Source organism: Halomonas elongata (assembly GCF_029081005.1).
Lineage (GTDB): Bacteria > Pseudomonadota > Gammaproteobacteria > Pseudomonadales > Halomonadaceae > Halomonas > Halomonas elongata_B.
On record NZ_JAJQTQ010000018.1, the window covers coordinates 59,314 to 82,827 of the forward strand.

Below are 23,514 nucleotides of genomic sequence, written 5' to 3' on the forward strand. Positions count from 1 at the left end.
GACAGACAGATTTGGCGCATGACGTCGTCTGCCTCGTCCATCACGCCTTGTCGGCATCCTTGGCGTTCTTCGGTGGACGCCCACGCTTGCGCTTCGGCTGATCGGGCACCAGGTCATCGATGGAAAGGCCGGCCTCATTGATCTGCTCACGAATTTCCGCAAGCTTGCGCGCCTTTTGCGCCTCGTCTTCCTGGCGGCGCTTTTCCTCGTCGTTCTTCTGCTCGATAACCTCGCCGATCACCTCAGCCAGTTTATTCAGTTGTTCCATGCTCAACTGGCGAGCCGCCGCGCGTGCCACATTCTTGTTTCGAGCGATTCGCTCCAGGGTCTGATTGGACATTACCCCCTCCATGACGAGTTTTGACGTGCAGGAAAAATACTGAACGGATCATTCCGGGAACTCCGGCATGCCTGCTCGAGTATCGAGCTTGTACCACACCGGGCCATTCAGTTTTTCCCAAAAGCCGTTCAACCGGCCTAAACAAAAGTATATTCGTCAATGCGGGTTTGGCAAGAAAAGCCAGGGAAAAATACATCCCTTCCCGATCATATAAGGGAGTCAATCAAACTGACGAAAGAGTTCAGCCACCCGTCATGTTCATGAATCGAACCACTTGTACATCACCATCGGTGGTGAAGTGATGTCGCTCCGGCTTGAGCGGCATCGCCGCCACGATCGCTTTCTTGAGCTCATCGATATTGCCGGGATGACGCCGCAGCACGGCCCTGAGATCGACGGAGTGCTCATTACCCAGGCAGAGCAGGAGACGTCCTTCCACCGTGACACGTACACGATTGCAGGAAGAGCAGAAATTATGGCTGTGCGGCGATATAAAGCCCACACGGCTATCGCTGTCGGGCATGCGGAAATAACGAGACGGGCCCGGGGTGGTCTCGGTGGTGGGAATCAAGTCGTACTGTTGCTCGATCAGCGCCTGGACCTCATCGCTCGAGCAATAGGTTTCGTCACGCGAATGATCGGACACATCACCGAGCGGCATTTCTTCGATGAAGCTGATATCGACCCCTTCACGACGCGCGAAGTCGACCAGCGAGGTCACTTCGTCATCATTGCGCCCCTTGAGGATCACGGCATTGAGCTTGATACGCTCGAAGCCCGCCTCTCGTGCGGCCCGCATGCCATCGATGACCTTGTTGAGGTCGCCGGTCCGCGTCAGTCGCCGAAACCGCTCCGGGTCCAGCGAGTCGATGCTGATGTTCAAACGCTGAAGTCCGCCCTCTCGCAGCCGTGATGCATACTTGCCGAGCCCGGCACCATTGGTCGTCATGGCGAAGTCATTGAGCCCCGGAAGAGACCCGATATCGCTCACCAGGCGGTCGATATCACGCCTGACAAGGGGCTCGCCGCCGGTCAGGCGAATCTTTTCCACACCCAGCTCGGTAAAGGCCCTGGCGACCAGACCGAGCTCCTCGAGGGTCAGTACCTGCTCGCGTGGCAGAAACGTCATCTCCTCGCTCATGCAATATACACAGCGAAAGTCACAGCGATCCGTGACGGAGATGCGCACGTAGCTTACCCGTCTACCGAAATCGTCGATGAGTTCGTCGGTCATGATGATGCCTCCCAACGTCGGGCGTCTCGATGATCGGTCTCGCGTTCCGCGACCCAGTAATCACCACTGGCGGTATGCTCCTTTTTCCAGAATGGAGCACGCGTCTTGAGATAATCCATGATGAAATCACAGGCCTCGAAGGCCGAGCGCCGATGCGCACTGGCCACCAGCACCAGAACAATGGGATCGCCGGGTTCGAGACGCCCCACACGATGCACCAGTCGCACGTCCTGCAAGGACCAGCGTGACTCGGCCTCGGCGACGATGTCGGCCAGTGCCGACTCGGTCATGCCCGGATAATGCTCGAGACTCAGCGCCTGGACATCGGGACGCTCGTTGAAATCCCGCACCAGCCCCGTGAAGCCGACCACCGCACCGATATCGCGACGCCCGGCCAGCAGGGCCCGCTGTTCGTCACCCGCATCGAAGGATTCTTGTTGTACGCGGATCATTCTGTCAGCCTCCGGTCACCGGGGGGAAGAAGGCGACTTCATCATCGGCGGTCAATGGTGTGGCCCCTCCGGCCATGACCTGATTGACGGCACACAGGACGCGCCCTTCCTCAAGCCCGGCGAAACGTGCATCCATGTCTCTCAACACCGCCTTGAGCCCATTGATGTCGGCGCTCTCGAGTCGTTCGAAGGGCACCGCTACCTCTCCGACACCGAGACGCTCGCGAAGCTCCGCCAGGCACTTGACGCGCACACAGGGCTCCCCCAGGTCGCAGCGCACGCCCAGCGACACTTCACCGCTCGCGCCTTCCCCCGTCACGATGGGCGCCGACTCGGCCGGCGACACACGACGATAGTCACCGGAAACACCGCCGCTTTTCTCCTCGAGGCGGATGGCCCCGATTTCCATATCCTTGTCCACCGCCTTGCACATATCGTAGAGCGTCAGGCAGGCCACGGAAACCGCCGTCAGCGCCTCCATCTCGACCCCCGTGCGGCCATTCAGCCGGCAGCTCGCGGTGACATGCACCCCGCCTTCGGCCTCGTCGAGACGGAAATCGACCTCGACCCGGGACAAGGGCAACGCGTGGCAAAGAGGGATCAGTTCATGGGTGCGCTTGGCAGCCTGGATGGCGGCGATGCGTGCGGTCGCCAGGACATCCCCTTTCGGCAAATTGCCCTCGGCCAGCAACTGCAATGTCGATGGCTGCATATGGATGACGCCGGAGGCGCTGGCCTCCCGGCGACTCTCCGGCTTGTCGGCAACATCGACCATGCGGGCCTCGCCGCGGGCGTTGAGATGGGTCAGGGTCATGGATTCAATGCCTCATGACAGTCACGGTAACAGGTTGAAAGGTGGCCACCCCACCGGCCTCGACATCACCCCCTGGGGCGTCGGGCTCGATCGACAGTTGGCGACCACCATGGGAGTCGTCATGCCCGGGAAACGATATCGCGTCCCCCACGCTGCGCCGGACCATCCCCGGAATCAATACCATGCGGGACGTCGGCTTCATCGGGCAGCCGGGAGACTCTCCCGGCGTGAAACAGGACAGCATCATCGCGTCTCGCCCTCTTCGACTCGGGGCCCACGCTCGGATGGCCAGCGCGCCGGCCAGGCCGCCACCCAGGCGGTCAAGGCATCGAGGTCATCGAGATTCAGGCACTCGACACCGGCCGGCGGCTGCCAGTCTCCCTTGGCGGCCACGGCCTTGACCCAGGGGTCGACCGCGGCGCGCGCCGACTGGCCGAGCTCACTCCGATACAGTTCCAGCTTGGGCAAGGGCCAGGCCTTGAAACCTTCCACCAGGATCAGGTCGGGCGCCTGCGGGCGTACCATCTCGATCAACTGCGCCAGATCCGCTTCCTCGCGATCCGGCGTCTCCAGCATCATCGCGATGCGCGCTCGGGAGGCCACCAGCATCGGTGCCGCCCCGGCCTGGCGCAAGCGATGGCTGTCCTTGCCCGGCTGATCGACATCGAAGTCGTGATGCGCATGCTTGATCACCGCCACCCGCAGGCCACGCTGCTGCAAGGCGGGCAGCAACTGCTCGAGCAAGGTCGTCTTGCCCGTTCCGCTCCAGGCCGCGATCCCCAGCAAGGCGGGCCATTCGGGCAGCGCCAGTGTCGCGGGCACCCCATCGGTCATGGCGAAGGTGCCTCCTCGCCGAGCGCCTGCGCCAGACGCTGTCGCTCGGCATCGGTGTTGAGATTGGCAAAGGCCTCCGGGCAGTCGGAGACATCGACCCAGGCCCGGTCATGCCGCGCCTGCCAGGCATCGACCTTGCGCTCGCCCTCGGCCAGGCAACGTGCCAGGTCGTCGGCCAGGGCGACACGCACCAGGGCCACCACCGGATGCGCCCGGCGACCATCATGGGCGACGGCAAGGTCGCTCTCGCCGACGGCATCGACCAGGCGCGCGACAAGCGTACGGGGCAATGCCGGTGCATCGCACGGCACGACCACCAGCCAGGAGGTCCGGGCGGCACGCAGGCCACTGTAAAGCCCCATCAGCGGCCCTTGATAGCCAGGCTCGACATCCTCGACGACACGATCGGCCAGTACCGCATAGGCGTCATGATGTCGATTGGCGGTGATCAGCAACTCACTCACATGGTCGCGCAGCACATCGCCGGCATGGGTTGCCAAGGGACGACCGTGAAAGGGTTCCAGCCCCTTGTCGCATCCCCTCATGCGGCTACCCCGACCACCGGCCAGCACCAGGCCGGTCAGGTCGTCGCGACGGATCATGACGTCTCCTGCGGTTCGGTAATACTGTTGCCATGATGCCTCACCCAGCGACTCGGTGCCATGGCTCCGGGGCTTCGGCATTTCCCGAGGGGCGTCCGAACGGGTATCATTCGTCAAGAATTTTCCACAATGCAGGACGGCGACCACGCCGCTTACAGGACACAGGATGGAAGAAGGATTCGACGTCGGAGCACGTCTGCGTCAGCTTCGACAGGAACGGAACCTCTCGCAGCGCGAACTCGCCAAGCGGGCCCAGGTCACCAACAGCACCATCTCGCTGATCGAGCAGAACAGCGTGAGTCCCTCGGTCAGTTCCCTGAAGAAAATACTCGACGCCATGCCGGTGTCGATCAACGCCTTCTTCGCCGGGGACGAACCCAGCCACCCTCGCCCCTTCTACAAGGCCGACGAGCTCACCGAGATCGGCGATGGCATGCTCTCATGGCGACTGGTGGCCGCACGCCGCCCCGACCGGCGCATGTCGGTGCTGCATGAACGCTATCCACCCGGCGCCGACAGCGGCGAGGACATGCTCGAACACGACGGCGAGGAAGGAGGCGTGGTCATCGCCGGCAACATCGAGATCACCGTCAACGGCGAGGTGGCGATCCTGTCGGCCGGAGACGCCTATTACTTCGACTCTCGCCTGCCGCATCGCTTCCGCAATGTCGGCGACATCGAATGCGTGATCGTCAGCGCCAACACCCCGCCCTCCTTCTCGGATGGCGGCGAGGTGTTGCATCACGGCCAGCATGGCACCGAGGGGTGAACCCTCCCCCTCTCTGCCCCCTTCACGTCAGGTATCGGGTTCGCTGGGCAGCACCCAGTTGAGTCCGATGCCGATCAGCGCCGCGAGGCTCACGCCCTGCAGGGTGAACTGGCCGTCACCGAATTGCATGCCGCCGATGCCGAATACCAGGATCAGCGATACCACCACCAGATTGCGCGACGCAGTCAAGGCACTGCCCGCCCTTACCAGGGTATTCATGCCCACCACGGCGATGGAGCCGAACAGCAGCGTCATGATGCCGCCCATCACCGGCGCCGGGATGGTCTGCAACAGGGCTCCCAGCTTGCCCAGGAAGGACAGCACGATGGCGATGACGGCGGTGACCAGCATGATGCGCGGGTTGAAGGCTCGCGTCAGGGTCACGGCGCCGGTCACCTCGGAGTAGGTGGTATTGGGCGGACCACCGAACAGCGCCGCCGTACAGGTCGCCAGGCCATCACCCAGCAGGGTGCGATGCAGGCCCGGCTTTTCGAGATAATGGCGGCGCGTCACCGACCCGATGGCGACCATGTCGCCGATGTGCTCCACCGCCGGCGCGATGGCGACCGGGATCATGAACAGCACCGCCGCCCAGTGGAAGGTCGGCGCCGTGAACTCGGGCAACGCCAGCCAGGCCGCCTCGTGCACCGGCGTGAAATCCACCACGCCCATCACCATCGACAGCGCATAGCCGGTCACGATGCCGCCCATGATCGGCACCAGGCGAATCAGCCCCCGGCCGAAGACCGCCAGCACCAGGGTCACCATAAGGCTCGCCATGGACAGGGTGATGGCCTGCCCGTAACCGATGGCATCACTGGTCTCGCCGGTGGCCATGTCGACCGCTACCGGCGCCAGCGCCAGCCCGATGACCATGATCACCGGCCCCACCACCACTGGCGGGAGCAGGCGATGCAGCCAGGCGGTACCCTTGAGTCTCACCAGTTGGGATATCAGGACATAGACCAGGCCGGCCGCCAGCATGCCGCCCAGGGTGGCGGGAATCCCGAAGCTTTCCACCGAACTCTGGATGGGCGCGATGAAGGCGAAGGACGATGCCAGGAATACCGGTACGCTGACGCCCGTCACGGCATGGAAGACCAGGGTACCGACACCGGCGGTGAACAGGGCCACATTGGGGTCCAGCCCGGTGAGCAGTGGCACCAGCACCAGGGCGCCAAAGGCCACGAACAGCATCTGTGCCCCCACCAGCAGGGTACGCATCGGGGTGTCGGTCGGCATGGCCGCCGTATCGTCGGTCATGGTTGGAAGCTCCTGCCACGGGAAGGAATGAACGGACGCGCGGCATTCTAGCAACCCCGATCGTTAAATCGCAGTCACCCCGAGTCAGACGCAGGGCTATCGCAGCTGGATCTGGCGAGGAACGCCGGGGACAGGCCGACCGACAACGCTTAACTGCGATAGCCCTGGAGCCAGACGTGGGAATGACCGCTGCTGGGCAGGCGGGACACGGACGCCGTGGCACTGGATCAGACTGAGTCGGCTTCGGTCTCCCCCGCCTCGATCGCCCAGTACTCCGCCAGCCGCTGCTCCGCCTCATCGCCGAACAATATCTCGCAGGCCTCCCGCAGCCCCGGCGAATCACGCAAGACGCTCTGCGAGACGACCAGCGAGACCTTGGAGCGACGCCTGAGGAAGTCCTCTAGCCTGGTCACCATTTCACAGCGCCTGGTCAGCTTCAGTTCACCACGCAGATATTCCGTGCCGTCGATGAGCACTTCCGCCTGTCGCGGATCCTGACGAATGTCCTCGAGCAGCTCCAGTGCGCGGGTGCCATAGCGCCGCCACAGGCGTGTGCTGAGCGGCTCCATGGCTTCGGCGCTGGTCATGGCATCCAGCCCCATGAGCCGTGCCTGATGCATGAAGTCCTCACGGACCGATGCTTCGGGCTCGCCGTACCATCGGAAGTCCGGCTGTGGAACCTCGATGCCGAGCTGACTGACCTCTTCGACGACCTCCTCGCCGACGTTCAGGCAATCGGTCAACTTGCCGCCGAAGATGCTCAAGTGACCATTCTCGTGGTCGACATCGATGGCATGCTTGCGCGACAGGTTGAGAAAATCGCGGTCACTGCCGCCACTGGGTTTCACGGCCAAGGGGCGCACGCCACAACGCGTGGCGATGATGTCGTCCGGGCCGAGCGGGGTCGGAAGCTCGAGCCGCGTGTTGATATTGTCGAGCACGAAGCGGACATCGTCTTCCGTCACGTCGACGTCGGGCTTGTCCACTCGCGTGTCGGTGGTACCGATGCATGTCCGTGGCCCCATGGGAATGACGAAGAACAGCCGACCATCATCGGCGAAGAACGCCAGCACACGCTTGTTCTCGGTCAACCGCGGCACGATCAAGTGAATGCCCTTTGAAAAGACATGATGATGGTCGGTCTGCTGCCCCGAGAGGCGATTGTGCTGATCGACCCAGGGTCCGGCGGCGTTGATCAGCACCCTGGAACGAATCTCGAAGGTACGGCCATCGATTCGATCCCTGACCCTGGTGACCCAGAGACCGTCCTCGCGACGCGAGCCCAGCGACTCGACGTAATTAGCCGCCATGGCACCGAAATCCAGCGCCCCCCGCACGAAGCTGAAGACGAAACGGGCGTCATTGTCGTACAGGTAGGCATCGGAGTATTCGAAGCCACCCCGGGCATTTCGGGTATTGATAATGGGCTCACGTGCCTTGATCCCGGCGGGACGCAGAAAGTTAGGCATTCGCGTAAAGGCACTGCCCATCAGCCAGTACAGCCAGGTTCCCGCCCAGGGATAGAGAGGATGATGACGAAAACCCTTGTTGATGGTGGTCAAGAAGCGAATTTCCTGGACCGTGGAGGGGTAGCTTCTGATCAAGTGGTTGCGGCTCTTGCACAGCTTGCGTACCAGCTTGAAGTCACCGCTTTCCATGTACTTGATGCCGCCCCACACCAGGTTGGAGGAATGCATGCTGGTACTGCCGGCGAAATCTCCGCGATCGATCAAGGCCACCCTGGCCCCCTTGCCGCTCAGTGCGGCGGCAGCCGAGGCCCCATTGATGCCGCCCCCGATGACCAGAACGTCGAAGGTCTGACCGGGAAGCTTGCCGATGTTGCTCTGTCTGAGTTGCATGTCTGGCCCTTTTTCAAAGCAAAAGGCCCCACTCGGTATGCACCGAGCGGGGCCTGGTCCCGTTCAGGCTACCGGTTACACGATCTTGAACTGCCCCGGGAGTGCCCGGGGCAACGGCGAGCGGATCAGATGCTCCGCCCGTTCATCATTCGCGAGAACCGGCGGCCATCCACGCCTCCATCATGTCGTCATAGGGAACCGTCGTGCCCTGCGGCATCTCGTTATCCAGCTTCGGCTTCGGCGACCCCGGCTGGTCGAGCCAGTACTGAGGGTCACGCTCGTCGTTCAGGCTGGGGGCATAGGTATCGAAGACCTTGGCGCGCGCCAGGCGTGCCATGATGCCGTCGAGATCCCCGGCCAGGTTGTCGAGTGCTTCCTTGGGCGAGATATCGCCGCTGACGGCCGGCGCCAGATTCTGCCACCACAGCGGCGCCATGCGCGGATAGTCCGGCACGTTGGTGGAGGACGGCGTCCAGTTGGATTCGTTCGGGCTGCGATAGAATTCCACCAGACCGCCGAGCTTGGGCGCCATCTCGGTCATCTGCTCGGAGAAGACGTCAGACTCGCGAATCGGCGTCAGGCCTTCCATGAGCTTCTCCAGGGATACCGTCTTGGAGACGGTAAACTGGGCAAACAGCCAGGCGGCCGTACGACGGTCCTCTGGCGTCGAATCGAAGAAGGTCCAGGCCCCCACGTCCTGATAACCGACCTTCATGCCCTCTTCCCAGTAAGGCCCCGTCGGTGACGGCGCCATGCGCCACTTCGGATTGCCCTCTTCGTCGGTCACCGGGAGTTCGGGGTCGGTCATGTCCGCCGTGAAGGCGGTGTACCAGAACATCTGCTGAGCGACATTGCCCTGTGCCGGCACCGGCCCGGCTTCGCCAAAGGTCATGCCGCTGGCCTCGGACGGGGCATACTTGTCGAGCCAGTCGACCATCTTGGTGACGGCGAATACCGAGGCCGGCGAGTTGGTGGCCCCGCCGCGAGACACGCTGGCCCCGACCGGCTGGCTCTGCTCGTTGACGCGAATCCCCCAGTCGTCCACCGGGTTGCCGAACGGCACGCCGGGACTGCCCATGCCCGCCATGGAAAGCCAGGAGTCGTGGAAACGCCAGCCAAGCGAGGGATCGCGCCGACCGTAATCCATGTGGCCATAGACCTGGGCGCCATCGATCTCGCCGACATGCTCGGTGAAGAACTCGGCGATGTCTTCATAGGCGGTCCAGTTGGTCGGCACCCCCAGATCATAGCCATAGCGTTCGCGGAACTGCTCCTGCAGGTCCTCGCGCTGGAACCAGTCGTAGCGGAACCAGTAGAGGTTGGCGAACTGCTGAGTAGGCAGTTGATAGACACTGCCATCCGGACCGGTGCCATACTGCAGGCCGATGAAGTCATCGAGATCCAGGGTCGGCAGGGTATAGTCGGCCCACTCGTTTTCCATGGCGTTGGAGATGTTGACGGTGGTGCCGTAGCGAATATGCGTCCCGATGGCGTCGGTGTCATTGACGTAGCCATCGTAGATATTGCGCCCCGACTGCATCTGGGTCTGCATGTTGTTGACGACATCACCCTCGCCGATGATGTTGTGCGTCACCTCGATACCCGTCAGTTCGCTGAACGCCTCGGCCAGTACATCCCGCTCATAGATGTGCGTGGTCAAGCCTTCGGCGACGGTATTGATCTCCATGTCCCGAAAGGGCTCGGCCGCCTTGGCGAACCACATCAATTCCTCGATCTGCTCCTCGCGGGACAGCGTCGAGTTCTGGAAGTGTTCATCGACCAGTCGCTCGGCGACGGCGCGAGCATCATGATTGTCGGCGTGCAGCGCTCCGCTTGCCAGCATCACACCGGCAGCCAGTAGAGAGAGTCTCATTGTTCTCGCTTTCATGTTGACCTCTTTGGTTGTTGTCGTCCGTCCCTGGACATTCGGCTCCATGCGTTTCTGTCAGCCCCAGCGCATCAGGATCAGCAGCCAGAGCACCGATGCGCCCAGTGCCAGCCAGATACTGAGCGGGGTGAACCCCACCACCACCAGGTGAATATAGGCGGCGGAGAGCAGTCCGATGAAGAAGCGGTCACCACGGGTGGTCGAGATCGGCAAGAATCCCTTTCGCTCGATCGTCGGCGAGATGACTTCCCAGGCCGTCATGCCGGCCAGCATGGCCGCGATGGCGGCAAAGAAGACCGTGGTGGGCGTGGTCCAGACCATCCATTCCATGTCACGTCCTCCTCAGGTGCGGCCCAGGGCAAAGCCCTTGGCAATGTGGTTGCGAACGAAATAGACCACCACGATGCCCGGCAGAATCGTCAAGGTCCCCGCAGCGGCCAGGGCTCCCCAGTCGATGCCCGAGGCCCCCTTGGTCTGCGTCATGACCGAGGCGATGGGCTGGGCATCGGTCGAGGTCAATGTGCTGGCCAGCAGCAGCTCGACCCAGGAGAACATGAACAGGAAGAACAGGGTCACGCCGATCCCCGAGCTGATCATGGGAATGAAGATCTTCACGAAGAACCGCGGAAAACTGTAACCGTCGATGAAGGCGGTCTCGTCGATTTCCTTGGGTACGCCGCTCATGAAGCCCTCGAGAATCCACACGGCCAGCGGAATGTTGAACAGGCAATGGGCCAGCGCGACCGCCACATGGGTATCGAACAGCCCGACGGTGTAATAGAGCTGGAAATACGGCAGCAGAAAGACAGCCGGCGGTGCCATCAGGTTGGTCAGCAGCCAGAAGAACAGATGCTTGTCCCCGATGAACTGATAGCGACTGAAGGCATAGGCGGCCGGTAGCGCCACCACGATACTGATCAGCATGTTCATCAGCACATAGGCGATCGAGTTCACGTACCCCATGTACCAGCTGGATTCGGTCAGGATCTTGGCGTAGTGCTCGACAGTGAAGTTTTCGGGCCACAGGGTCAGTCCACCGAGAATTTCGGTATTGGACTGAAAGGACATGTTGAGCAGCCAGTAGATCGGCAACAGCACGAACACGATATAGGCCGCCATCAGTCCCCGACGGCGCCACTGCCTGGAGGCCGGGCGGGCCCGACGGCGACGACGGTTATCGGCAGCCGCGGCACGCTGGCGTACGGCATCGGGCGTCGTGGGCGATGAATGACTCATGTCATGCCTCCTTGTTGTCGTCTTTCTGCATGTTCATGATCGCGGTGTAGAACACCCAGGTAACCAGCAGGATGATCAGAAAATAGATCAGCGAGAAGGCCGCCGATGGCCCCAGATCCTGCTGGCCGATGGCCATGGTCGTCAGCGACTGGCTGAGGAAGGTGGTGGAACTGCCGGGGCCTCCCCCCGTGAGCACGAAGGGCTCGGCGTAGATCATGAAAGAGTGCATGAAGCGCAGCAGTACCCCGATCACCAGCACATTGGTGAGCTTGGGCAACTGGATGTAACGGAAGACCGCCCACTTCGAGGCACGGTCGATACGCGCCGCTTGATAATAGGCATCGGGAATCGAGCGCAGGCCGCTGTAGCAGAGCAGTGCGATCAGCGGCGTCCAGTGCCAGACGTCCATCAGGATGATGGTTGCCCAGGCATCTACCGGACTCGCCGTGATGTTATAGCCATAGCCGAGCTCACGCAGGCTCCAGCCCATCAGGCCAATGTCGCCACGGGTGAAGATCTGCCAGATGCTGCCCACCACGTTCCAGGGAATCAGCAGCGGCATGGTGACCAGGATCAACACCGCCGAGGCCTGCCACCCCTTCTTGGGCATCAGCAGGGCAATGCCGATCCCCAGTGGCACCTCGATGGCCAGCACGGTCAACGAGAACGCAAACTGGCGCAGCACGGCCGCCTGCAGGGTCGGATCGTTGAGCATCTCCTTGAACCACTCGGTGCCCGTGAAAAAGCGGGTATGGGCATCGAAGACGTCCTGCACCGAATAGTTGACCACCGTCATCAGCGGGATGATGGCCGAGAAGGCGACCAGCAGCAGCATCGGCAGAATCAGCCACCAGGCCCGGTTGTTATAGACTTTATTCATGGTCGATCTCCACGCGGAATTCGTCGACGTAAAGGCCGAGGTACTCGTCGGGGAAACGCAGCCAGGCTTGCCCCGTCGGCGTTGCCTGGTCTTCCTCGATACGCGCCTTGAGCGAAATATTGCCGAGCGTCAGGTAGACGATCGAGTAGGTCCCCAGATCCTGGGCATGATCCACCTCAACCGGCATCCCCCCGTCCACCGGCTCGGCATGGACCTCGATGAATTCGGGCCGGATCCCCAGCTTGATGTTGGTGGAATTCGCTCGTGTCACGGCATCGTGGACGCCCTGCCCGACCGCCAGCTCGGTCTCGCCGGCCATCACGGCCCCGTCACGCGCCATGACTTCCAGGAAGTTCATCCCCGGGCTACCGATGAAGTAGCCGACGAAGGTATGGTTCGGCGCCTCGAACAGTTCCCTGGGAGTGCCGAACTGCACCACCTGGCCCTCATACATCACGGCGATCTTGTCGGCGAAGGTGGAAGCTTCGAGCTGGTCGTGGGTGACATAGACCATGGTGATCTGGAAGCGCTGGTGGATCTCCTTGAGCTTGCGCCGCAGCTTCCACTTGAGTTGCGGGTCGATGACGGTCAGCGGCTCGTCGAACAGGATCGCCGAGACGTCGTCACGCACCAGGCCACGCCCCATGGAGACCTTCTGCTTCTCGTCGGCGGTCAGGTTCTTGGCCTTGCGCTTGAGCTGGGGGGTGAGTTCCAGGACATCGGCCACTTCCATGACACGCTCGTGGACGCGCGCCTCGGGCGTCTTCACATTGCGCAACGGGAAAGCGAGGTTGTCATAGACCGTCATGGTGTCGTAGATGACGGGGAACTGGAAAACCTGCGCGATATTGCGCGCCTCGGGGGGCAAGGCATTGACCACCTCCCCGTCGAACAGCACCTCACCGCTGGAGGGTTCGAGCAGACCGGAAATGATGTTGAGCAACGTCGACTTGCCGCAGCCCGAAGGCCCGAGCAGCGCATAGGCGCCCCCCTGATGCCAGACGTGATCCATCTCGCGAATGGCATAGTCCTCGGGCGACCGGGGATCGGACAGGTAGGTGTGGGCCAGGGACTTCAGGGTGATCTCGGCCATGTCAGATACCCCCCAGATGTGCCGGTATATGCACCACCGCGCCCTGGCGATCGAAGGCATAGACCTTGTGAGTCGGGAAATAGAGGGTCACGGGCTCATCGACACGAAACTCATGAACGCCCTCGAGGTGTACCGTCATGTGAAAGAGATCGTTGTGCACGTGCAGGAACGTCTCGGAACCGCTGATTTCCGCGAGATCAACGATCATGTTGACCTCGATGTCATCTTCGGCACGAGGCGTCAGGGAGATGTGCGAAGCACGGATGCCGAAGCGGTATTCCCCCGGTGACAAGACACTCAGATCATCGTTGACAGGGAAATGCAGCGTCTCGTCGAAGGATACCCTGGACGCCGTGATGACCCCCTTCACGATATTGATCGGGGGCTCGGAGAACATTTCCGCACTCAGGATGTCACTCGGACGATGGTAGACGTCCCCGGTTCGGCCATACTGGAGCAGGCGCCCTTCGTGCAGTACCGCCGTGTTACCGCCCAGCGCCAGTGCCTCGGCGGGCTCGGTCGTTGCATAGACGGCAATGCAGTTGCGCTCGCTGAAGACGGCCCGCAGCTCTTCGCGAAATTCCTCGCGAAGCTTGTAGTCCAGATTGACCAGTGGCTCGTCGAAGAGCACCACATCGGCATCCTTCACCAGAGCCCGGCCCATGGCGGTACGCTGCTGTTGGCCACCGGACAGCTCCAGCGGCTGGCGATCGAGCAGGTGCTCGATATGCAGCATCTCGGCGATACTCCGCACCCGACGATCGATCTCGGCGCGCCCGACCTTGGCCAGCTTCAGCGGCGAGGCGATGTTGTCGTAGACGGTCAGGCTGGGATAGTTGATGAACTGCTGATAGACCATCGACACATTGCGATGGCGCACGGAACGGCCGGTCACATCCTGACCATCCATCAGGACTCGCCCACGGGTCGGCGTGTCGAGTCCCGCCATCAGCCGCATCAGCGTGGTCTTGCCGGCGAGCGTCCGGCCCAGCAGGACATTGAACGATCCGGGTTCGAGGGCCAGGTTCATATCGGCGATATGCGTCTCGCCGCTGACCACCCGATCGATGTTTTCTAGGATCAATGACATACGGATCTCGGCTGTTCTTTGTTATGCGATCACGCTTGGTGCGTGCGTAGCATCACGTTAGCCGAGATTCGATTTCGGACACAAATGTAGTTTAGCGAAAATACTGCCCCGGCGGCCGGAATCCGGAGAACAATGCAAACAACCTCATGTTTTATATATAATTTATTTAAAGATAAGACTTTTGTCTACAGATGCCGTAACGGCATGCTTCACGAACGCCAGCCGATGGCTTTTCGATATTTTTTCGAATTCGAACATTAAAAAAGGGCCGTTCAAAACGACCCTTTCGTCATTGTCTCCCCGGCACGGCCGATCACCACCGACGGGAACAACGCATCCTGTCGGAGCCCTGCCTTCAACGCGTACCGAAGATCTTGTCTCCTGCATCCCCCAGGCCCGGCACGATGTAGCCATTCTCGTCGAGGTGGTCATCCACCGAGGCCGTGTAGATCTCGATATCGGGATAGTCTCGCTGCACGCGCTCGATACCTTCCGGTGCCGCCACCAGCACGATCACTTTCATGTGCTTGCAGCCTCGGTCACGCAACATGTCCAGGGTCGCCACCATGGAGCCCCCCGTCGCCAGCATCGGGTCGATGACGATGGCCATGCGCTCGTCCAGATCACCGACGAATTTCGAGAAGTACGGCACTGGCTGCAGGGTCTCTTCGTCACGGTACAGGCCCACCACACTGACCCTGGCGCTGGGAATCAGGTCGGTCACCCCTTCCAGCATACCGAGGCCGGCGCGCAGAATCGGCACGATGGTGACCTTCTTGCCCTTGAGCTGATTGACGGCAATCGGCCCACCGCTCCAGCCCGGAATGTCCTGCGACTCCAGCTCGAGATCCTGAGTCGCCTCGTAGGTGAGCAGCTTGGCCACTTCGCCGGCCAGCTCACGAAAGCTCTTGGTACTGATGCCGGCTTCGCGCATCAGCCCCAGCTTGTGCTGGACGAGGGGATGTTGAATGGCGTGAACACTCATGGGCGGGAACCTCTTCGGCGGCGATAGGGTCGATGGCGGCCTTTGTCGCATGGAGCATGCGCAAATTGCGCGCCATTCTACCCGTATCCCGCGTTGAGGTTAAGCTGGCGATAGCATGACCCGGGGCGATCGCCGTCAGTACTGTCGCTCGGGACTGATCCGTCGACAGGTCCAGCCACGATGGCCCTGGCTCAGGGTTGTTGAGGCAGCTGCCAATCGATAGGCCTGCGCCCCTGCTCGGCGAGAAAGGCATTGGCCCTCGAGAAATGCCGATTGCCGAAGAACCCTCGATGGGCCGACAGCGGCGAGGGATGAGGCGACTCGAGCACCAGGTGGCGGCTCGTGTCCACCAATGCCTTCTTCTTGCGGGCGTGACTGCCCCAGAGCAGGAACACCGTGGGGCCAGCATGTTCGTTGACCGTGGCAATGGCACGGTCGGTGAAGGTCTCCCAGCCTTTCCCCCGATGGGAGCCGGCATTGCCCTGCTCCACCGTCAGCGAGGTGTTCAGCAGCAGAACGCCCTGTCGCGCCCAGCTCTCCAGAAAGCCATGGTCGACCGGCTGACACCCCACATCGGCGGCCAGCTCCTTGTAGATGTTGACCAGCGAGGGCGGCACCTGCACGCCAGGTCGGACCGAGAAGCACAGGCCATGCGCCTGGTTCGGACCGTGATAGGGGTCCTGCCCGAGGATCACCACCCGCACGTCTTCCAGGGGCGTCAGCTCGAAGGCGCGAAACCAGTTCGACGAATGCGGGTAGATGACCTTGCGCGCGGCCTTCTCGCCGACGAGAAAATCACGCAATGCCTGCATGTAGGGCGCCTGAAACTCGGCGCCCAGCCACTGTTGCCAGCTATCGGGCAGCGGAATATCCATGGGTCACCGCTTGATCTGATCCGCCAGGGGTTCGACATAGGCCACGCCCATGTCCCAGGGAAACTGGATCCAGCAATTCTGGGCGACTTCCGTCAGGTACTGATCCACCAGAGGGCGCCCCTCGGGCTTGGCGTAGACCGTGACGAAGTGCGCCCTGGGCAGCATCTCGCGGACCCGCCGTGCCGTCTTGCCGGTATCGACCAGATCGTCGACCAGCAGCCAGCCATCCCCGTCGTGCTCGACGCCTTTCATGACCTCGAGGCCACCCTGATCCATGTGGTCATAGCTCTTGATGCAGACCGTGTCGATCAAGCGCACATTGAGTTCTCGGGCGAACAGCGCGGCGGGAATCAACCCTCCTCGGGTGATGGCGACGATCCCCTTGAAATCACGTTCGACGAGCCGATGACTGAGTTCACGCACGTCCCGGTGCAGTTGATCCCAGGAAACGGTGAAGTGCTGATGATAACGATGAGTACTCATGACCGTCTCACTCGTCCTCGGTGAAGGAACAGACCGCGAAGACGCCGAAACCGGCATCACGAATGCGCTGAGCGCCGCCCAGGTCCGGCAGATCGACGATCGTCGACGTCTCGACCACCAGGCCGCCGCTACGCGTGATCAACTTGGCCGCGGCCAGCATGGTGCCACCGGTGGCGATCAAGTCGTCCACCACCAGGATACGATCCCCTTCGCGGAAGGCATCGGAATGCAGCTCCACCTCGGCTTCGCCGTACTCCAGCGTATAGGTCTCGCTGATGGTCTTGAACGGCAGCTTACCCTTCTTGCGCACCGGCACGAAACTACAGCCCAGCTCATAGGCCAGCGGCGCGCCGACGATGAAGCCTCGAGCATCGATGGCGGCAATGGCGTCGAGGTCCATCTCCTGGTAGCGGTGCACGAAACTGTCGATCAACTTGCGAAACGCCGCACTGTTCTGAAGCAGCGGCGTAATGTCGCGGAAATTGACGCCGGGCTGGGGCCAATCGGGAACGGTACGGATCACGGACTTGATGTAGTCGCCGTAGATGCTCATCACGAATCTCAGTCGGTAAGTGTCAGTCGAGGAACAGGAACTTGGCGGCGAAGACCAGCGCCAGCACCACCACGGCGGGATTCAGGTCCTTGAAACGGCCCGAAAGCGCCTTGATGGCCACGAAGCTGATGAAGCCAAGCGCGATGCCCTCGGCAATCGAGAAGGTCAGCGGCATGGCCAGCGCAGCGATCAACACCGGTGCGGCTTCGGTGGCATCGTCCCAGTCGGCGTGGGCCAGGCTGCCGGCCATCAGCACCGCCACGTAAAGCAGCGCGCCGGCCGTGGCATAGGCAGGGATCGATCCGGCCAATGGCGAGAAGAACAGGCTGATCAAGAAGAGCGCGGCCACCACCACGGCGGTGAGCCCGGTGCGCCCGCCGGAAGCGATACCGGCCGTGGATTCGATATAGCTGGTCGTGGTGGAGGTCCCCAGCACGGCGCCGGCCATGGAGGCACTACTGTCGGCCATCATGGCACGCCCGATGCGCGGCAGCTTGCCGTTCTCGTCGAGCAGTCCCCCACGGTGCGCCACCCCGACCAGGGTGCCGGAGGTATCGAACAGGTCGACGAACAGGAAAGCGAAAACCACGCTGAACATCGCCACGTCCAGCGCGCCGGCGATATCCAGTGCCATCAGGGTCGGCGCGATGGACGGCGGCATGGACATCACCCCGCCGAATTCGTTATGACCCAGCAGAATGGCCAGAATGGTGACGCCGAGAATGCCGATCATCACCGCACCGGTCACACGTAGATACGCCAGGGCCGTGATCACGAAGAAGCCCAGCAGCGCATAGAGGGCCGAAGGCTCGGAGAGATCCCCCAGGGCCACGTAGGTGGCCTCATTGGACACCACGATACCGGCATTCTGCAGGGCGATCATCGCCAGGAACAGACCGATACCCGCGGCGATACCGAGCCGCAACGACATGGGAATCGAATTGATGATCCACTCGCGGATGCGGAAGATACTGAGCAGAAAGAAGGTAAAGCCGGACAGGAACACCGCCCCCAGAGCGGTTTCCCAGCTGTAACCCATGCCCATCACCACGCCATAGGTGAAAAAGGCATTGAGCCCCATGCCCGGCGCCTGGGCAATCGGATAGTTGGCCCAGAGCCCCATGATCAGACACCCGATGGCCGCCGCCACGCAGGTCGCCACGAACACCGCCCCATAATCCATCCCCGATTCCGAGAGAATGCTCGGGTTGACGAAGATGATGTAGGCCATGGTCAGGAAGGTGGTGATACCGGCGATCACCTCGGTCTTCACGTCGGTGCCATGTTCGGCAAGCTTGAAGTGGTTATTGATCAGGCGTTTCAACATGGGATGTGTCCTTCGCGCGGGGACATCGTGCGTCCGGGGTGCGAGAAAAGCCGCACATGGTAGCGGATGGCGCCCCGTGATGCGAGGCGCCACCCACCGGTACGGCACATGACTTTTATATAAGCGGCTCCCGGTTCAAAGCGCCACCCCGTTCACCAACGCAGTCTGAACGGCTCAGTTGGTGCGTTCGGCCATGACGCGCTCGACCGTCTCGACGATGGCCTGTGTCTGGGGATCGATCTCGAGATTGACGCGGTCTCCCGGCACACGATCGCTCAGCACCGTGCGCGCCAGCGTCTCCGGGATCAGGTCCACGCAGAAGCATGCCCCATGCCCATCGGCACCGGGCCGCACTTCGCCGATGGTCAGGCTGGCGCCATCCACGCCGATGTAGCCCTTGTCGAACAGGAAACGGGCGAGCCGCTCGGGCGGCGCGAACCAGAGCCGACGATTGTTCGGGGCCTCCTCGATTTCCACCAGCTCGGCCATCCCCATGACATGGCCCGACATGGCATGCCCGCCAATCTCGTCGCCGAAGCGCGCCGCACGCTCGATATTGACCCGCCCCCCGACCTCGAGTTCGCCCAGGTTGGTCACCCTCAGGGTCTCGCGCATCAGATCGAAGCCGACGCGCTCCCCTTCGATGGATGTCACCGTCAGGCAGGCGCCGTTGTGCGCCACCGAGGCGCCGATTTCCAGCCCATCACGCAGCGCCTCCGGCAACCACAGCACATGGGTACGGAAGGCCTCGGCCTCTTCGATGGCCACCACCTCGGCGGTCCCCTGGACGATACCCGTGAACATGACGAATCCTCACAATTTGAGCCAATGCCGAACAACGATAAGGTGGCCAGTCTATGAAAACCGCCCAGTCGGCGTCCATGTCACCACCTTGCGCCATCCTTTTGCTGCTTGCCAGGCGAACACCGGCAACCGTAAATATTACTGCAAAAATGTATTCTATAGATCTTTTTGCTGCATCGTGACGCTATCCCTGCCAGACTCGCCCAAGACATTTGACAAACACCCGTATGAGGCATAGGCTTTCGCGCTACATTTCGTAGGCGCCGATTTGTACCCGGATTGCGGGCGCCGACGCCGCGGCGGCATGTCCGGCGCGTCGTGAAATGCAGCTAAAAGGGTGTGTCCAGCGTTGATGGCCACCCGTCAGGGTGGCCTTTTTTTGGCCTCCCGAACCTGCCCGCCCGCTCCGCGACCCTGCGGCGCCACCTCTGGTGGCCCAGATGATCCGACTGCAGAACGTTTCCAAGACTTATTTCCCCACGAGCAAGCGCCGAAATGCCCGGGGCGTCGAAGCCCTCAAGGCGGTCGACCTGCATGTCCCCCAGGGACAGATTCACGGCGTGATCGGCCTGTCCGGCGCCGGCAAGTCGACCCTGATTCGTTGCGTCAATCTGCTCGAGCGTCCTACCACCGGCACGGTCACCGTGGACGGCCAGGAACTCACCGAGCTGTCCGGCGAAGCGCTCAACCAGGCGCGCCATCGTATCGGCATGATCTTCCAGCATTTCAACCTGCTGACGTCGCGCACCGTATACGACAATATCGCCCTGCCCCTGGAGCTCATGGGCATGAAGCGCAGCGATATTCGCGAGCGAATCACGCCGCTGCTCGAGCTGGTCGGCCTGGACGACAAGGCACGCCAGTATCCGGCCCAGCTCTCCGGTGGCCAGAAGCAACGCGTGGCCATCGCCCGAGCGCTGGCCAGCCGGCCGCGGGTGCTGCTCTGTGACGAGGCCACCTCGGCACTCGACCCTCACACCACGGGTGCCATTCTCGAACTGCTGCGCGACATCAACCAAAAGCTCGGCTTGACCATTCTGCTGATCACCCATGAGATGGAAGTGGTCAAGTCGATCTGCCACCGCGTCAGCCTGATCTCCGGTGGCGAACTGGTGGAAGAAGCCGATGTCGGCGACTTCTTCACCTCGCCGGCCACCCAGCTGGGGCGCGATTTTCTCAACGACTTTCTCGAACTCGAGCCTCCCGCTGCGCTGATCGAGCGTCTCGAGGAAACCCCGGGGGAACATAGCCACCCGGTCGTACGACTGGCGTTCTCCGGTGATGCCGTCTCCACGCCACTGATCTCGCGGCTGGCCCGGGAGTGCGGCGTCGACGTCAGCATTCTCCAGGCCAAGGTGGAATCGATCCAGGACCGCACCCTGGGACTGATGATCGCCGAACTGATGGGCGACGCGCAGGATACGCGCCGCGCCCTCGACTATCTGCGAAACCACGACCTGCAAGTGGAGGTGCTCGGCCATGTCCAGCGCGATGATTAACCTGATTCTAGAGGCCACCCTGGACACCCTCTACATGGTGGCCGTGTCCGGACTGATCGCCGCAGCACTCGGCATTCCGCTGGGTGTGATGCTCTACGTCACGCGACCGCGCCAGATACTCGCCCAACCCGTGCTCAACGGTGTGCTGGGCATCATCACCAATATCGGCCGCTCGATTCCCTTCATCATCCTGATGGTGGCCATCATCCCGTTCACCCGCACCCTGGTCGGCTCGTCGATCGGCACCAACGCGGCCGCCGTACCGCTGACCATCGCCGCCATTCCCTTCATCGCCCGACTGGTGGAAGGGGCGCTGAACGAGATCCCTCCCGGACTCGTCGAAGCCGCCCAGTCCATGGGCGCCACTCCCTGGCAGATCATCACCCGGGTACTGCTGCCCGAGGCGCGTGGCGGCATCTTCACCGCATTGACGGTGACCATCGTCACCCTGGTCAGCTACTCTGCCATGGCCGGCGCAGTAGGCGGTGGCGGGCTTGGCGACCTAGGCATCCGCTACGGTTACAATCGCTTCAACCCCACCATCATGCTGATCACCGTGGCGATCCTGGTGATCATGGTCCAGGGGTTCCAGAGCCTCGGCGACTACCTGGTGCGCAAGAGCGACCATAAATGATGTGTCACGGCTTTTGATAACCAAAAAGAATTACACATATCCTGGTTATTCCAATAATATAAACAGCGAGCCAAGGAAGCGCTGAATAAATCGCCGAGCATAGTGAAGCGCAAGGCGCCCGGAGCACAGAAAGCGAGACATAACGAAACGTTAGGCGAGCTTTCGCGCACCGCGCACAAATTCGCCGGGAGCGAATTTGAACCGTCTTTAGATGGGCCCGCAGGGTAGCCGCCAGGAATGGCGGCTATAGCGCAGCGATTTACATGCGCAGGCATTTACGTCGTGCTTCCTCACGATTTCCTCGAAGGGAGACATCTTACATGCGCAACATCCTGATCGGCGGCCTCGCCGCCTCCGCCCTCACCCTGGCAATCGGCCAGGCCAGTGCCAACGAGCACAGCATCAAGGTCGGCACCGTCGCCGGCCCGGAAACGGAGGTCATGCAAGTGGCGGCGGATATCGCCGAACGCGAGCACGGCCTGGACGTCGAGATCATCGAGTTCACCGACTACGTGACGCCCAATGCCGCCCTGGCCGACGGCAGCCTGGATGCCAACGCCTATCAGCATGAACCCTACATGCAGTCGATGGTCGAGGATCGCGGCTATGACTTCGCCATCGCCGGGCGCACCTTCGTCTATCCGATCGGCGCCTACTCGGAGAAGTACGACAGCATCGACGCTCTGCCGGATGGGGCCACCATCGCCCTGCCCAACGATCCGTCCAACGAGGGACGCTCCCTCATCCTGCTGCACAACGAGGGCCTGGTCACGCTGGACGACCCGGAAAACCTCGAGGCCACACCGCTGGATGTGGTCGAGAATCCCCATGACTTCGAGTTCCGCGAGATCGAGGCCGCACAGCTTCCCCGAGTGCTGCCCGACGTGGACATGGCCTTCATCAACAACACCTTCGCCCAGCCGGCCGGTCTGACCCTGGACGACGCCCTGATCAAGGAAGGCCCGGAATCGCCTTACGTCAACATCATCGCCGTACGCGCCGGTGACGAGGACAAGGAAAGCATCCAGCAACTGGTCGACGCCTATCAGAGCGAGGAGGTGGAAACCAAGGCCGAGGAACTGTTCGGGGCCCAGGCGGTACCCGGCTGGAAATAAGGGGAACCGGACGGCGACTGCGCTCGCAGTAGATATCCGGAATCCTCTCGGCATCAAGAAATTCGGGGCCGGCCACTGTGTCGGCCCCTCGCGTTGGAGAAGCCTCCATGACCGACTATGCTCTTCTCGCCCGGCAACTGGACGCCCTGCTGGACACGCCTGACTGGCTGACCAACAGCGCCCAGACCTGTGCGCTGCTCGTGCAGGAAGTGCCCGATCTCAACTGGGCAGGTTTCTACCTTCAGCGCCAGCCGAACCTGCTCCATCTCGGGCCTTTTCAGGGCAAACCGGCCTGCCATCCCATCCCCTTCGACAAGGGGGTATGCGGCGCGGCGGCCCGGACCCGCCAGACCCAGCGCATCGATGACGTCCATGCCGTCGCCGACCATATCGCCTGCGACAGCGCCTCCCAGGCCGAGCTGGTCGTGCCTGTCGTCGTCGGCGATCAGCTGTGGGGCGTACTGGACCTCGACAGCCCCGAGCCCGGCCGTTTCTCTGCAGACGATCAGGCGGGCATCGAAGCACTGATCGAGGTGTTCATCGCGCGCACGACGTTCTGACCCCTCCCGATGCCCCGGAGCCGACGCGGCATCGGGGCACGCACTTGCCCGGCCAACCCCACCGGCGAGACAGGTTCAAGCGAAACGCACGCACACGAAAAAGCCCCGCGGCATTGCTGCCACGGGGCTTTCGGAGTCTGGTAGGACCAGGCGGATTTGAACCGCCGACCTCCACGATGTCAACGTGGCGCTCTAACCAACTGAGCTATGGTCCTGAAATGCACGTGTCGAGACAGCGATAAAGCGCTTGGTAGGACCAGGCGGATTTGAACCGCCGACCTCCACGATGTCAACGTGGCGCTCTAACCAACTGAGCTATGGTCCT

The 23,514-nt window shown here is 62.0% G+C and carries 26 protein-coding genes and 2 tRNA genes; 5 read left to right on the forward strand and 23 right to left on the reverse strand.

Going from position 1 to position 23,514, the window contains the following annotated elements; translation table 11 throughout:
* Positions 1 to 40: 40 nt before the first annotated feature.
* The 7 genes from LU493_RS13745 to mobA form a co-directional block, all read right to left on the reverse strand.
* The gene (locus LU493_RS13745) at positions 41 to 340 is read right to left on the reverse strand and encodes a hypothetical protein (protein WP_275288356.1); all 300 of its coding nucleotides are present in this window, start codon (positions 338 to 340) and stop codon (positions 41 to 43) included.
* A gap of 241 nt (positions 341 to 581) precedes the next feature.
* Positions 582 to 1,574: a GTP 3',8-cyclase MoaA gene (gene moaA, locus LU493_RS13750; RefSeq protein ID WP_275288357.1), complete on the reverse strand. Its 993-nt coding sequence runs from the start codon at positions 1,572 to 1,574 to the stop codon at positions 582 to 584.
* Positions 1,571 to 2,026, reverse strand: a complete 456-nt coding sequence (gene moaE, locus LU493_RS13755; RefSeq protein ID WP_275288358.1) for a molybdopterin synthase catalytic subunit MoaE — start codon at positions 2,024 to 2,026, stop codon at positions 1,571 to 1,573. The genes moaA and moaE overlap by 4 nt, the downstream gene beginning before the upstream one ends.
* Positions 2,027 to 2,030: 4 nt before the next feature.
* A complete protein-coding gene (gene moaC, locus LU493_RS13760; RefSeq protein WP_275288359.1) occupies positions 2,031 to 2,840 on the reverse strand; it encodes a cyclic pyranopterin monophosphate synthase MoaC in 810 nt (269 codons plus the stop codon).
* 4 nt (positions 2,841 to 2,844) lie between these two features.
* A complete protein-coding gene (locus LU493_RS13765) occupies positions 2,845 to 3,087 on the reverse strand; it encodes a hypothetical protein (protein WP_275288360.1) in 243 nt (80 codons plus the stop codon).
* A complete protein-coding gene (gene mobB, locus LU493_RS13770) occupies positions 3,084 to 3,674 on the reverse strand; it encodes a molybdopterin-guanine dinucleotide biosynthesis protein B (protein ID WP_275288361.1) in 591 nt (196 codons plus the stop codon). Before mobB ends, LU493_RS13765 begins: the two co-directional genes overlap by 4 nt.
* A complete protein-coding gene (gene mobA, locus LU493_RS13775) occupies positions 3,671 to 4,276 on the reverse strand; it encodes a molybdenum cofactor guanylyltransferase MobA (RefSeq protein ID WP_275288362.1) in 606 nt (201 codons plus the stop codon). Before mobA ends, mobB begins: the two co-directional genes overlap by 4 nt.
* Before the next feature lie 166 nt (positions 4,277 to 4,442).
* Here mobA and LU493_RS13780 point away from each other — a divergent pair, with 166 nt between their 5' ends.
* Positions 4,443 to 5,045 (forward strand): cupin domain-containing protein, encoded by a 603-nt coding sequence (locus LU493_RS13780; RefSeq protein ID WP_275288363.1) that lies wholly within the window; start codon positions 4,443 to 4,445, stop codon positions 5,043 to 5,045.
* 27 nt (positions 5,046 to 5,072) lie between these two features.
* On the opposite strand, the gene LU493_RS13785 is transcribed toward LU493_RS13780, so the two are convergent.
* From LU493_RS13785 to LU493_RS13850, 14 genes are all read right to left on the reverse strand, one after another.
* Entirely contained in the window at positions 5,073 to 6,308 is a 1,236-nt protein-coding gene (locus tag LU493_RS13785) for a uracil-xanthine permease family protein (protein WP_275288364.1), read from the reverse strand.
* A 227-nt stretch (positions 6,309 to 6,535) separates the two neighbouring features.
* Positions 6,536 to 8,167 (reverse strand): glycerol-3-phosphate dehydrogenase/oxidase, encoded by a 1,632-nt coding sequence (locus LU493_RS13790; protein WP_275288365.1) that lies wholly within the window; start codon positions 8,165 to 8,167, stop codon positions 6,536 to 6,538.
* Positions 8,168 to 8,312: 145 nt separating this feature from the next.
* Complete coding sequence (locus LU493_RS13795; protein WP_275288366.1) at positions 8,313 to 10,040, reverse strand: ABC transporter substrate-binding protein; 1,728 nt, start codon at positions 10,038 to 10,040, stop codon at positions 8,313 to 8,315.
* Between the two features lie 72 nt (positions 10,041 to 10,112).
* On the reverse strand, positions 10,113 to 10,385 hold the full coding sequence (locus tag LU493_RS13800) for a DUF2160 domain-containing protein (protein WP_275288367.1): 273 nt from the start codon (positions 10,383 to 10,385) through the stop codon (positions 10,113 to 10,115).
* A gap of 12 nt (positions 10,386 to 10,397) precedes the next feature.
* Entirely contained in the window at positions 10,398 to 11,291 is an 894-nt protein-coding gene (locus LU493_RS13805) for a carbohydrate ABC transporter permease (protein WP_275288368.1), read from the reverse strand.
* Position 11,292: 1 nt separating this feature from the next.
* Complete coding sequence (locus LU493_RS13810) at positions 11,293 to 12,171, reverse strand: carbohydrate ABC transporter permease (protein ID WP_275288369.1); 879 nt, start codon at positions 12,169 to 12,171, stop codon at positions 11,293 to 11,295.
* Positions 12,164 to 13,264, reverse strand: a complete 1,101-nt coding sequence (locus LU493_RS13815) for an ABC transporter ATP-binding protein (protein WP_275288370.1) — start codon at positions 13,262 to 13,264, stop codon at positions 12,164 to 12,166. Before LU493_RS13815 ends, LU493_RS13810 begins: the two co-directional genes overlap by 8 nt.
* A gap of 1 nt (position 13,265) precedes the next feature.
* Positions 13,266 to 14,354 (reverse strand): ABC transporter ATP-binding protein, encoded by a 1,089-nt coding sequence (locus LU493_RS13820; RefSeq protein ID WP_275288371.1) that lies wholly within the window; start codon positions 14,352 to 14,354, stop codon positions 13,266 to 13,268.
* A gap of 355 nt (positions 14,355 to 14,709) precedes the next feature.
* On the reverse strand, positions 14,710 to 15,339 hold the full coding sequence (gene upp, locus LU493_RS13825) for a uracil phosphoribosyltransferase (RefSeq protein ID WP_275288372.1): 630 nt from the start codon (positions 15,337 to 15,339) through the stop codon (positions 14,710 to 14,712).
* Between the two features lie 191 nt (positions 15,340 to 15,530).
* Positions 15,531 to 16,214, reverse strand: coding sequence for a uracil-DNA glycosylase (gene ung, locus LU493_RS13830; RefSeq protein ID WP_275288373.1), 684 nt, complete (start codon positions 16,212 to 16,214; stop codon positions 15,531 to 15,533).
* A 3-nt stretch (positions 16,215 to 16,217) separates the two neighbouring features.
* Positions 16,218 to 16,697 (reverse strand): xanthine phosphoribosyltransferase, encoded by a 480-nt coding sequence (gpt, locus tag LU493_RS13835; RefSeq protein ID WP_275288374.1) that lies wholly within the window; start codon positions 16,695 to 16,697, stop codon positions 16,218 to 16,220.
* 7 nt (positions 16,698 to 16,704) lie between these two features.
* Positions 16,705 to 17,250, reverse strand: coding sequence for an adenine phosphoribosyltransferase (locus tag LU493_RS13840; protein WP_069384295.1), 546 nt, complete (start codon positions 17,248 to 17,250; stop codon positions 16,705 to 16,707).
* A 22-nt stretch (positions 17,251 to 17,272) separates the two neighbouring features.
* A complete protein-coding gene (locus tag LU493_RS13845) occupies positions 17,273 to 18,577 on the reverse strand; it encodes an NCS2 family permease (protein ID WP_275288375.1) in 1,305 nt (434 codons plus the stop codon).
* 174 nt (positions 18,578 to 18,751) lie between these two features.
* Positions 18,752 to 19,381 (reverse strand): riboflavin synthase subunit alpha, encoded by a 630-nt coding sequence (locus LU493_RS13850; RefSeq protein WP_275288376.1) that lies wholly within the window; start codon positions 19,379 to 19,381, stop codon positions 18,752 to 18,754.
* A 440-nt stretch (positions 19,382 to 19,821) separates the two neighbouring features.
* Here LU493_RS13850 and LU493_RS13855 point away from each other — a divergent pair, with 440 nt between their 5' ends.
* From LU493_RS13855 to LU493_RS13870, 4 genes are all read left to right on the forward strand, one after another.
* Positions 19,822 to 20,880 (forward strand): methionine ABC transporter ATP-binding protein, encoded by a 1,059-nt coding sequence (locus LU493_RS13855; protein WP_275288377.1) that lies wholly within the window; start codon positions 19,822 to 19,824, stop codon positions 20,878 to 20,880.
* Entirely contained in the window at positions 20,861 to 21,514 is a 654-nt protein-coding gene (locus LU493_RS13860) for a methionine ABC transporter permease (RefSeq protein WP_275288378.1), read from the forward strand. The genes LU493_RS13855 and LU493_RS13860 overlap by 20 nt, the downstream gene beginning before the upstream one ends.
* 320 nt (positions 21,515 to 21,834) lie before the next feature.
* Positions 21,835 to 22,629, forward strand: a complete 795-nt coding sequence (locus LU493_RS13865) for a MetQ/NlpA family ABC transporter substrate-binding protein (RefSeq protein ID WP_275288379.1) — start codon at positions 21,835 to 21,837, stop codon at positions 22,627 to 22,629.
* A 107-nt stretch (positions 22,630 to 22,736) separates the two neighbouring features.
* On the forward strand, positions 22,737 to 23,189 hold the full coding sequence (locus LU493_RS13870) for a GAF domain-containing protein (RefSeq protein ID WP_275288380.1): 453 nt from the start codon (positions 22,737 to 22,739) through the stop codon (positions 23,187 to 23,189).
* Positions 23,190 to 23,327: 138 nt separating this feature from the next.
* On the opposite strand, the gene LU493_RS13875 is transcribed toward LU493_RS13870, so the two are convergent.
* Positions 23,328 to 23,404 (reverse strand) — tRNA-Val (locus LU493_RS13875).
* A gap of 33 nt (positions 23,405 to 23,437) precedes the next feature.
* Positions 23,438 to 23,514 (reverse strand) — tRNA-Val (locus LU493_RS13880).